Source organism: Streptomyces sp. CAU 1734 (assembly GCF_039888735.1).
In the GTDB taxonomy this organism is placed as follows: domain Bacteria; phylum Actinomycetota; class Actinomycetes; order Streptomycetales; family Streptomycetaceae; genus Streptomyces.
Window position 1 is genome coordinate 129779 of record NZ_JBDQQP010000005.1, and the last position, 11015, is coordinate 140793.

Genomic DNA, 11015 nt, shown 5'->3' on the forward strand with positions numbered 1-11015 from the left:
CCGCCGGGCCGCTGGGGCTGCCCACCCGGCAGGGACGGTGACCGGCCCGGTGCCGCGGCGGGGAGCCCTCGGCACCGGGAGCAATCGGACGGCGGGCGCCGTCAGAGGCCGGGCCCGGGCCCCGCGAGCCGCTCCCAGAACTCCAGCCGGTGCTCCCGCGCGTAATCCACCGGCCCGATCCGCTCCGGGGCCAGCGACCGGGTGTGCGGTACGGGGTCGGCGGGCCGGTACCGGGGCCAGCGGGCCGCCCCGGCCGCGTCCGGTGTGCCCGTACGGGCGAAGGCGGACCAGGAATCGGTGATGGTGTCCGCCAGCCGCACCTGGGCCGGGGTGAAGTGTGCCTGGGCGTCCGGGTCCTCGAACACATACGGGGTGTCGCCCGCGTGATAGGCCCCGAAGTCGAAACTCCCCGGCAGCGGCAGATACATCGGGGCGTCCCGGTCGGCGAACTCATAGGCGTACAACGGCACCCGGCGCCCCAGCAGGGTGTGCTGCGCATGGGTGCCGCGCGCCCACATCCGGTCGGTGATCACGGTGGACCAGGCGATGGCCGGCGAGTCGAAGTCCGTCTCCGGGTACGCGGCCCGCACCGTATCGGCGTCCCCGCCGAAGGCCGTGGTCAGCGCCTTGTCGTAATCCCCGGACGAGAAGACCCTGCCGACCGCGTCATAGCGGATCCCCACGAAGATCCGGTGTTCGTCCAGGGTGGCCCCGGACAGCACCGGCACCCGGTGGAACCGGCCCGCCCGCAGGGCGTCCGGGGGCAGCTCCGGAAGGGTCGCGTTGCCGTGCGCGAACACCTGGAACGCGTTCATGATGTCCGGCACCGCCAGAATCCGCTTCACCGGCAGCGCCCGCAGGCAGCGCACGGTCTCCACCGGATCCGGCCGGGCACAGCCGAGCGGCGCCGTCATCTCCGTACCGATGTCGCGTGTCTCGCGCTCCGTGCGCCAGGAGAACCACGGATACCCGGGGACCTCCGGCCCCATCGCGCCGGCCGGCATGTCCATCACGCCCTCGCCGCTGGAGAGCACCGCCCGGTGGAAGAGCCCGCGCGCGCCCGGCGAGGTGAGATGGGCGGTGATCGCCGACGCCCCGAAGGAACTGCCCGCGAGCGTCACCCGGCCCGGGTCCCCGCCGAAGGCCGCCGCATTGCGCCGCACCCAGCGCAGCGCCGCCTGCTGGTCCCGGAGCGCGAAGCTGCCCGCCTCCTCCAGCCCGGCATGGGCGAAGCCCCCGAAGATCCCCAGCCGGTAATTGACCGTCACCACCAGGACACCCCGGTCCGCCAGGCGCCCGGCGTCGAAGAAGGACCCGCCGCCGACCGCGCCGTCGCCATGGATCCACACCAGCACCGGAGCGGGCCCCCGCGCCCGGCCGCCGGCCGGGGCGGTGACATTGAGGACCAGGCAGTCCTCCTCCTCGCTGGAGACCGGGGCGTACACCGAGGCCACCTGCGGACAGAGCGGACCCGGCGCGCTCGCGTCGCGCACCCCCTCCCAGGGCGCCGCCGGCCGGGGCCCCGCCCAGCGGTGCTCACCCACCGGGGGCCCGGCGTACGGGATGCCCTGGAAGAGCCGGTGACCCGAGGGCCCCGACAGTGCCCCGCGCACCTCGCCCTTGTCCGTGCGCACGGTGAGCGGGTCACCGCCGCCGCCCGCCGGATCCGTCCCGCCCGGGCCGCCCGCCGCGACGGCGAACACGGTCGCCACCGACGCCAGGGCGCGCGCCCATCTCCCTCTCCCGCTCACCGAAGCTCCCTCCGCGCCGCCGATCCGCCGATGCCCCTGCCGGGTCGGCCGCCGCCCGTGCGCACCGGTGACGGCACCGCCCGGGCACGGCCCTCACTCCATGGGCGCGTGATCGGATCCAGCATCCCGCGTGATCCGGTCCGGCACCCGGGCGCGTTCCCCCGTTCGGGTGCGAGATCCCGTCTCGCACCGGGCACCACCGCACCCCTCCGATGGCTTGGGAGGGAGCCGTACGGGGCATATGGCCGCCAGACGAGAGCCGGGGGCAGTCATGGGGTGGATGACCGACGAGGGACGTCACGTGCTCTGGTGGCTGCTGGGTTTCGCGGCGGCCAACGGAGTGCTGGGCTGCCGGATCCTGATCCGGGGACGGGCCGACCGCGCGACGATCCGGCGCGTCGGGCGGGAGGGGATCGGGCCGGTGGAGGCCGCGTGGCAGGCGGACGGGGAGCGGCGGGCCGTGTGTACGGCCGTGGGCATCCTCGTCCTGCGGGGGGCCGTCGAGGTCTCGAAGGCGGGTGTGGTCACGGCCGTGCCCGGCGCCCGCGAACCGGCCGACCCGGTCCTGTCCGCGCTCCTGGAGGACATCCGGCGCAGGGGAGCCCCAAGGACACGGCTCCACGAAATCCTGGAATCCGGCGACTTCGAGACCTACCGGAGCCGGCTCGGCCGGCGTGTCCCCGAGGTGCGCCGGTACGCCGAGCCCGGCCGGGTCGCCGCCGCCTTCGCCGCGTGCGGCATCGCCCTCGGCATGACCGCGCACGGTCTGGCCGCCGGGGTGCGCCTCCCCATTCCTGGGCGGGGATCCGGCGCTGTGGATCGTGGTGCTGTGGCCCGTCTGGGGTCTGCTCTGGCTCTGCGCGCTCGCGTGGCCGGACGAGCACACCCGGCGATGGTGGGGCTTCAACCGGCGCTGCCGGCAGGTGGCCGACACCGCGCTGGAGGGGCTTCCGGGCCGGACCCGAATCGCGATCACCAAGGGGTCGCGCCGGCCGAAACCGCCGCGCCCGCGGCGTGAGCGCCGCCCGGCCCGGAAGAAGCGGGCCGCTCAGGGTCCCGGTGGGGACGGCTGGGCCGACGACACCGGTACGGACTCGTGCGGGGGCGGCGGCTGCGGGGGCGGCGACTGAGCCGGGGGTTCCCGTGCCCCGGGAACCCGTACCCGGGGCACGGCCGGGGGCCGCGCCGCCTCCCGCCGGGCGGGCACGGGCGGGACACCGGCGGGGTACGGGCGCCGGCCGATGGTCTCGCGCGCCGGGGCCCGGCCGGAGGCGGACGGAGCCGTACCGCCGGGGTCAGAGCCGCCACCGGATCTCACCGTCGGGCCGGTAGCAGCACGCCGTCCCCGTCGACACCGAGGACCGCAGATGCGCGGCCAGTTCCGGATGGTGGTCCGCCATGCGCCGCAGGGCGTCCCTGATCCGGCCGGTGACATTCTTCCGGGCCCGCTGTGTCTCGTCACCGAGCCGCCGGGGCCGGCCCCCGAGCCCCGCCGCCCGGCGCAACTCCGCGATCAGCTCCCGCCGTTCCCGGTCGTACGCGGCGGCCCTCCGCTCGTCGCCCGCCGCCGCCGCGCGGTCGATCTCGCCGTCCAGCAGATCGAGCCGCCGCCGGTAGCGGGTCCTCGCCTCGTCGTCCAGGACCGGATCACCGCCGAACGCCCCGGCCGCCGAAGCGAGTTCGCCGCCCTCCGGGCTGAGCAGCCGCACCGCCGGGATCTCCCGGCCCGGCTGCCCGAGCAGAGCATGCAGATCGCGCAGCCCCTTGGCGTCCGGCAGATGCGCCGTGCGGCCCGCGAAGACCAGCCGCCACACCGCGCCCCGCCGGGAGAACTCACCACCGGGCCCGGCCGCCGCAGGCCCCGGCCCGGCCGCGGTCCGGTCCGGCCGGCCCGCCGCCACCCGTTCCCGTACCCGCGCCATCCCCAGCTCCCGGGCGTCCGCGTCCACCCCGGCCAGCAGCTCCGCGGCCCGTTCACCGTCACCCGGACCGCCCCGCGCCGACAGGGCGAGGGCCAGCTCCAGCCGGGCCCGTACCGACCACGGCCGGGCGTCGAGCCGGTCGGCGGAGCGACGCGCCAGGGAGAAACGGGCGACGGCGTCGTCCCAGCGCTCCTGCGCGGCGTCCAGCACCCCCGACCACAGGGAGACGGGCCCGCCGATGTCCCAGCCGAAGGCCGAGACCAGCCACTGCCCCTCGTACGGGAGGAGATCGGCCCGCGCCCGCTCGCACCGGTCCGGATCGCCCGAGGCGGCGGCGGCCTGGGCCCGGTAGCGGAGCCAGAGCGGGGTGAGGGGGGTGACACCGCACGGTGCCGGTTCGGCGGTCCGGCCGGCCGGACGCGGGCGCGGCACCGCGGCGGGCGGCCGTTCGCCCCGCTCCAGCGCGGTGATCGCGGCCAGCAGCTCCGCCGTGGGATGGCCCTCCGCCCGCAGCGCGGAGTGCAGCTCCGCCGCGCCGGTGAAATCGCCCCGCAGCACCGTGATCGCCCAGCTGTGGTGGCGGACGAAGAACTGGTAGTAGTTGGCGCGCCGACCGCTCAGCGCGGTCGCCTCGGCGACGAGTTCCGCGGCCTCCCCGAAGCGGCCCGTGAACGCGTACACCACACTCCGGTCGATGACCGAGATCATGTTCCGCCGGGGCGCGTCCTCGCCGGGAGAGGCGTGGACCAGCGCGTGGAACTGGTCGAGGAAGGCGGGGTCGTCCTGTTCCAGCAGGGCCACCCAGCGCATGGAGGCGGCGAGCTGCTCCATCCACCGGTCCGCGCGGCGCCGGGAGACCGCCATCAGCTCACCGGCCAGCCCGACGCGTTCGGCCGCCGTCGCGGGTTCCCACACCGCGTGGAGGCGCGCCCACAGACCGGTGTGCAGGGCGTCGTCGTCCCCGGCGGCCCGGGCGGCGCCGATGACGTGCCCGGCCACCTCGACGGCCCGGTCCGGGCCCTTTGCCCCGGAACCCGGCAGAGTGTCCGTGCCGGTGCGCGCGCCGGTGAGGGCGCGGTGCGCCTCCGCCAGCGCGGCGGTGCGCAGATCGGCTGTGTCGCCCCGCCGGTCCGCACCGTGCAGTGCCAGCGCCACCCGGCCCAGCAACCGCGCGTCGCCGAGGCCGCGGGCCCGGACGAGTGCGTCCCCGAAAACCGCCCAGGAGCGCTCGTACGCGCCGGTCAGCTGGAGTTCGGCGGCCAGGTCCAGGGTGATCAGCACGCCGGTGCGCGGCGGTCCGTCCGGGCCGAGCCGTGCCAGAGCCCGCCGGTACTGCTCCACCGCCTCCTCGCTCGCCAGCCGGCCGGCCGCGCACCTGGCCGCCGCGGTGATCAGGGCGACGGCCTCGTCGCGGTCCAGCTCGGGCCCGGCGAGCCGGGCGTGGCGGGCGAGTTCGGCCGGGCGGGCCGGGTCGTCCACCGGTCCGGCGGCGAGCAGGGACCGTACGGCGGCGGCGTGGAGGCGGCGGCGCCGGGACTCGCCGAGACAGTCGTACAGCGCCTCCCGGACGAGATCGTGGGCGAAGACGAAGTGCCCGTCGCCGTGGCCGGCCTCCCCCTCGGGGAGGATCAGCCGGGCGTCGGCCGCCGTCGACAGCAGCTCTCCCGCACGGACCGCGCCGACCCCGGCGGTGGCCGCCAGGGCGGCCGGACCGAAGCGCCGGCCCAGCACGGCGGCGGCGCCGAGGAGTTCGGCCGCCGGGGCGCCGAGCAGCGCGATCCGGGTGCCGATCGCGGCCCGGACGCCGGGGGAGACGGCGGTGACCGGATGCCCGTCCGCCCAGAGCCGGGCGGTCTCCGTCACGAAGAAGGGGTTGCCCCCGGTGCGTTCGTGCACGGCGTCGACGACCGCCGCCCCGGGCTCCCGGCCCGCCGTGCGGGTGATCAGCCGCCCGGTGCCGTCCCGGGACAGCCCGGTCAGGGAGAGGACGGCGGCCTTCTCGGTCAGCGGTCCGAGCAGGGTGTGCAGCGGGTGGTCCGGCCGCTGCGTCTCGATGTCGCGGTAGGTCCCGACCATGAGGATCCGCTCGAACCAGGTGTGCTGGGCGGCGAATTCCAGCAACTGGAGCGAGGCGGGGTCGGCACGGTGCAGATCCTCCAGCACCACCAGCAGCGGCCGGTGCCGCGAGGCGGTGATCAGCAGACTGGTCACGGCGTCGAAGAGCCGGAATCCACCGGTGTCACCGGGGCCGCCGGGCGCGGACTCCTCGCCGGTGAGCACCGGCAGCAGTTCGCCCGCCGCGTCGGCCGCGTCCCGCCACTCCCCGGCTCCGGCGCCGCGCCGCAGACTGCGCACCGCCTGGGTCCAGGGCCAGTGGCCGGGAGCACCGTCCGCGTCCCAGCAGGCGCCGCGCAGCACGAGCATGCCCTGGCGCAGGGCGTCGTCGGCGGCCCGGCGGACCAGGGCGGTCTTGCCGATCCCGGCCTCGCCGGTGATCAGCGCCAGCCCGCCGTGACTCACCGACGCGCGCGCCATCAGTGACCGCAGCCGGTCGACGGGGTTCTCCCGTCCGATGAGCTCGGGGGGCATGGTGGGGGTGTCCTCTCGGGCGGCGGCCATGGCCTTTGATAGCCGGAGAGGACCCGTGTGGTGTGCCGGTGTGCGCGGATGTCACCTGTTGGGGTGAGTCCGCGGGGATCCCGGGACTGCTCGCCCGCCGGTGCCCCGCCGCCGCGTCCGGTTCAGAACACCTCGTCCGCGGTGATCACCCGGGCACAGCGGCCGGCCGCCCACTCCAGCGCCATCCGGTGCTCCCGCTCGGAGAAGTCGGCGACCGCGTCGGCCACCACGAAGGCCTGGATGTCCTGCATCCAGGCGTCGCAGGCGGTCATCAGCACCCCGATATGGGCGTAGATCCCGGTGACGACGATCTGGTCGCGGCCCTGCTCGCGCAGGCGTTCCAGCAGATCGGTGCGGACGAAGCCGCTGTACTTCCACTTGGTGAGCACGGTGTCCCCGGGGCCGGGTGCCACCGTCTCCGGGATCGCCGCCGCCTCGGCGTCGGCCGGCAGTCCGGGGCCCCAGAAGTCCTGCTGGAGGCCGCGTTCGGCGGCGGTCTGGCCGCCCGGCTGGGCGGTGTAGAGCACCGGGACACCGAGCCGCTCCGCCTCCTTGCGGAGCCGGCCGACCTGGTGGAGCAGGGTGGTCACCGGCTCGGCTCCCCGGTCGAAGGCGGCGAGGAAGTAGTTCTGGAGATCGTGGACGAGGAGTACCGCGCGGTCCGGGTCGACCCTCCAGTCGACCCGGTTGGCGGGCAGTTCGTCCGGCCGGGGCATGGGATAGGGGGTGATGGCGGGCAGGGCCATGATGGTTCCGTTCGGGGGAGGACGAGGGTGGGCCGGACAGAGGAGGGGAGAGGAGAGGGGGCGAACCGGGTCAGGCGGCCGGTCCCGCGCGGAGATCCTTCTTGGACACCTTGCCGACCCCGGTCTTGGGCAGGACCGCCACGAAGACCACCCGGTCCGGCACCTTGTAGGCGGCGAGTCCCCGTTCTCGTACGAACTTCTTCACCGCGGGCACCCGCAGCGGCTCCGCGTCCGCGCGCAGCACGATGTACGCACAGGTCCGCTCGCCCAGATACGGATCCGGTTCCGCGACCACATTGGCGTCGTGGACGGACGGGTGGGCGAGGAGATGGTTCTCCACCTCCTCGGCGGCGATCTTCTCGCCGCCGCGGTTGATCTGGTCCTTGGCCCGGCCCTCCACCACGATGTGGCCGCTCTCGGTGAGCCGTACGAGATCCCCGGTGCGGTAGAAGCCGTCCTCGGTGAAGGAGCGGGCATTGTGCTCGGGCGCCCGCCAGTAGCCGCGGATGGTGTACGGGCCCCGGGTCAGCAGATGCCCGGTGGCGCCGGGCGCCACCTCCGTGTCGGCGTCGTCCACCACCCGGATCTCGTCGTCGGGGGAGATCGGGCGCCCCTGGGTGGTGACCACCGTCTCCCGGGGATCGTCCAGCCGGGTGTAGTTGACCAGCCCCTCCGCCATGCCGAAGACCTGCTGGAGCGCGCAGCCCAGCGCCGGGCGCACCCGCCGGGCCGCCTCCTCGCTGAACTTGGCGCCGCCGACCAGCAGCACCTCCAGACTGCTCAGGTCGTACGCGGAACGCGTCGCCGCCTCGGTCCACACCAGGGCCAGCGGCGGGACGAGGCCGGTGATGGTGACCCCTTCGGCCTCGATGAGCGGGAAGGCCGTGTCGGGGACCGGCTTGGGGCAGAGCACCACCCGCCCGCCCGCGTACAGGGTCCCCAGCGAACCGGGCGACGAGAGAGGGAAGTTGTGCGCGGCGGGGAGCACACAGAGATAGACGCTGTTCTCGTCCACCGCGCAGAGCTCGTTGGAGCCGCGCAGTGAGTAGATGTAGTCGTCATGGGTGCGCGGGATGAGCTTGGGCACGCCGGTGCTGCCGCCGGAGAGCTGGAGGAAGGCGAGATCGTCCGGGGCGGGCTCGGTGAGCGGCACCGGCTCGGCGGGCACATCGGCCAGATCCTCGAAGTATCCGGCGTCGCCGCCGGTCACGAAGACATGCTTCAGGGAGGGGGCCTGGGCGCGGGCGGTGACCGCCAGGCTCCGGTGGTCGAAACCCTCGTGCACCCCGGGGATCACATAGGCGACGGCCTCGGTGAAGGAGCAGAAGTAGCCGATCTCGGTCTTGCGGTGGGCGGGCAGCGCGAAGACCGGCAGCGCGCCGATCCGGAAGAGCGCGAAGATCACTTCGAAGAACTCGGCGCAGTTCGGCAGCTGCACCACGACCCGGTCGCCCCGGCCGATGCCGCGGGCGAGGAAACCGGCGGCCAGCCGGTCGGCCCGGAGGTCGAGTTCGGCATAGCTCCAGGTGCGGCGGGCGCCGCCCGGGCCGCCCGCCGGATCCACGATCGCGATCCGCTCGGGGTGGGCCGCCGCCCGGTCGCGGAGCATCCGGCCGAAGGTCTCGCCGCGCCAGTGGCCGGCGGCGCGGTAGCGTTCGGCGAACTCGCGCGGCCAGGTCGGGGCGTCGGCGACGGCCGGTCCGGCGGAGGACAGGAGGGTCACAGCTCCGCTCCCACGGCGTTGAGGAAGGTGCGGAACTTCGCGCCGGTCTCCGCGGTCTCCGCCGCCGGGTCCGAGGCCGCGACGACGCCGGCTCCCGCGTACAGCCGCAGGCTCCGCCCGGCGGCCTCCGCGCAGCGGATGGTGACGACCCATTCGCCGTCGCCCTCCGCGTTGCCCCAGCCGACCATGCCGGTGAAGAAGCCCCGGTCGAAGGGTTCTGTTTCGCGGATCACCGTCCGGGCGAGATCGGTGGGGGTGCCGCAGACGGCCGGTGTCGGGTGCATCGCGCAGGCGATCTCCAGCGCGGAGGTCTCGGGTCCGCTCAGCACGCCGGTGACGGTGGTGGAGAGATGCCACATGGTGGCGGTGCGGATCAGCGTCGGCCGGACCGGTACGTCGATCTTGGAGCAGTACGGCGCCATGGTCTGGTGCACGGCGTCCACCACGACGGCGTGTTCGTGCAGGTCCTTGGCGGAGTGGAGCAGGGCGGCGGCGCGCCGGACGTCCTCGGCGAGGTCGGCGCTGCGCGGGGTGGATCCGGCGAGCGGATTGGCGACCAGGAGACTGCCGCGCCGGGAGACGAGCAGTTCGGGGCTGGCGCCGAGCAGGGTGCGGCCGGGCGCGGTGGGCATCGCGAAGGTGTAGCCGGAGGGGTCGCGGCGGGCGAGCCGCTGGAGCACTCCGGCGATGTCGAGCTCGTCCTCGCTGGTCAGGACGAGGGTGCGGGCGAGTACGACCTTGCTGAACTCGCCCTGCCACATCCGGTCGACGGCCGCGGCCACCCCTTGGGCGTACACCTCCGGGGCGGGGTCGGGACGGATGTCCCACGACGCGGCCCGCGGGGGGTCGGCGGGGAGGGCGATCAGCGGATCCGCGGCGAGCGGCGGCCCGGTGTGCACGGTCTCCGGTATGACGAGCGCGGGTACGGCCCGCTGGTCGAAGGGGATCGCCCCGATGACCAGGGAGCCCCCGGACTCCGCCAGCGCTCCGGTGACCCGCTCGGCGACGGGGGCGTCGCCCTGCGGTACCGCCCGGAGTTCGCCCCGGGTGAGCAGGGTCCGGGTGGGGGTGGCGAGGAAGCGGGCGTCCGGGCTGTAGGTGTCCAGCAGCGCGGTGGCCGCTCCCACGGCGGGGTGGGCCGGCTCGGTCAGCGGGCGGTGCGTGGCGACTTGGTGGGCAGCCGTCGACACGGTGACTCCTCTGTTAGGTGTGAGGGGGTTACGGGCAGGGGCGGGTGAGGGGTGGTGCGGAACCGCGGGTGCGGGGTGTGCGCGGTGCGGACCGGCCGGGGTCAGCGCAGGGTGGCGCCGCCGTCGACATAGAGGTCCTGCATGGTGATCTGCCGGGCCCGGTCGGAGGCGAGGAAGACGACGGCGTCGGCGATGTCGGCCGGGTCGGCGATCCGGCCGAGGGGGATCCCGGTGCGGTAGGCGTCGGGTGCCGGGTCGCCGTCGATGACACGTGACACCGCCGATTCACCGGTCCACAGGGCGCGTTGCATGGGGGTGTCGGTGGATCCGGGGGCGACGACATTGCAGCGGATGCCGGAGCGGGCGCTCTCCAGGCCGAGGCACTTGGTGAACATGACCGCCGCGGCCTTGGAGGCGGCGTAGGCGGCCATCCGGGGGCGGGGGATGCCCGCGGCGTTGGAGGCGACGGTGACCACGGAGCCGGTGCGGCGCGGTGTCATCCGGGCGACCACCGCGCGGGAGAGGTGGAAGACCCCGGTGGTGTTCACCGCGAAGGTGTCCGCCCAGTCCCGGTCGGTGAGTTCGAGCACGGGAGCGGTGCGCAGGATGCCGGCGACATTCACCAGGACGCCGATCGGGCCCAGTTCGCGCTCGACCCGGTCCACGGTCTCCTCGACCGCTCCGGCGTCGGTGACGTCCAGGGGGTGGGCGATGATCCGTCCGGCCCCCGGGTCCGCCCGGAACTCCCGGGTGAACTCCGCCGCGCGGGCCGCGACCGCGTCCGCTGCCCGGTCGGTGGCGGCCACGGTCGCGCCGAGCGCGGCGAAGGCGCGGGCCACCGCCGCGCCGATGCCTTGACCGGCGCCGGTGACGAGTACCACCCGCCCGGCGAATTCTCCGCCGGGCGCTCTGTGATCGGGCATGAGCTCCTCATCCTCCTCATTCTTAGGTGAGCCTAACCTAACTTGATCTGTCGGCCCACCCTGCCCGCGTGTGCGGGGCACTTGGCGTGGCGTGCGCCACGTTGCGGGGGGCCGGTGGTGCCCGCACCGCCCGAAACGGGC

General features: G+C 75.0%; 7 protein-coding genes. 1 reads left to right on the plus strand and 6 read right to left on the minus strand.

All coding sequences use genetic code 11. The features are described 5' to 3' along the window. Nucleotides 1–101: 101 nt before the first annotated feature. On the minus strand, nucleotides 102–1751 hold the full coding sequence (locus AAFN69_RS11345; protein ID WP_347728261.1) for a carboxylesterase family protein: 1650 nt from the start codon (nucleotides 1749–1751) through the stop codon (nucleotides 102–104). Between the two features lie 241 nt (nucleotides 1752–1992). On the opposite strand from AAFN69_RS11345, the gene AAFN69_RS11350 reads away from it, so the two are divergent. Next, the gene (locus AAFN69_RS11350) at nucleotides 1993–2769 is read left to right on the plus strand and encodes a hypothetical protein (protein WP_347728262.1); all 777 of its coding nucleotides are present in this window, start codon (nucleotides 1993–1995) and stop codon (nucleotides 2767–2769) included. A 277-nt stretch (nucleotides 2770–3046) separates the two neighbouring features. On the opposite strand, the gene AAFN69_RS11355 is transcribed toward AAFN69_RS11350, so the two are convergent. The 5 genes from AAFN69_RS11355 to AAFN69_RS11375 all read right to left on the minus strand — a co-directional run bounded on the left by AAFN69_RS11355 (nucleotide 3047) and on the right by AAFN69_RS11375 (nucleotide 10874). Then, nucleotides 3047–6292 carry an AAA family ATPase gene (locus AAFN69_RS11355; protein WP_347728263.1) on the minus strand — a complete coding sequence of 1082 codons (3246 nt, stop codon included), beginning with the start codon at nucleotides 6290–6292 and terminating at the stop codon, nucleotides 3047–3049. Between the two features lie 122 nt (nucleotides 6293–6414). Then, a complete protein-coding gene (locus AAFN69_RS11360; RefSeq protein WP_347728264.1) occupies nucleotides 6415–7038 on the minus strand; it encodes an isochorismatase family protein in 624 nt (207 codons plus the stop codon). Between the two features lie 70 nt (nucleotides 7039–7108). Further along, the gene (locus tag AAFN69_RS11365) at nucleotides 7109–8761 is read right to left on the minus strand and encodes a (2,3-dihydroxybenzoyl)adenylate synthase (protein WP_347728265.1); all 1653 of its coding nucleotides are present in this window, start codon (nucleotides 8759–8761) and stop codon (nucleotides 7109–7111) included. After that, nucleotides 8758–9951, minus strand: coding sequence for an isochorismate synthase (locus AAFN69_RS11370; RefSeq protein WP_347728266.1), 1194 nt, complete (start codon nucleotides 9949–9951; stop codon nucleotides 8758–8760). The genes AAFN69_RS11365 and AAFN69_RS11370 overlap by 4 nt, the downstream gene beginning before the upstream one ends. Nucleotides 9952–10052: 101 nt before the next feature. Beyond that, nucleotides 10053–10874, minus strand: coding sequence for a 2,3-dihydro-2,3-dihydroxybenzoate dehydrogenase (locus AAFN69_RS11375; protein WP_347728267.1), 822 nt, complete (start codon nucleotides 10872–10874; stop codon nucleotides 10053–10055). Nucleotides 10875–11015 lie beyond the last annotated feature (141 nt).

Bases quoted from the DNA above. Each gene is read 5' to 3' on its own strand.
- AAFN69_RS11350 (WP_347728262.1), top strand. From the start codon at position 1,993: ATGGCCGCCAGACGAGAGCCGGGGGCAGTCATGGGGTGGATGACCGAC.
- AAFN69_RS11355 (WP_347728263.1), bottom strand. From the start codon at position 6,292: ATGGCCGCCGCCCGAGAGGACACCCCCACCATGCCCCCCGAGCTCATC.
- AAFN69_RS11360 (WP_347728264.1), bottom strand. From the start codon at position 7,038: ATGGCCCTGCCCGCCATCACCCCCTATCCCATGCCCCGGCCGGACGAA.
- AAFN69_RS11375 (WP_347728267.1), bottom strand. From the start codon at position 10,874: ATGCCCGATCACAGAGCGCCCGGCGGAGAATTCGCCGGGCGGGTGGTA.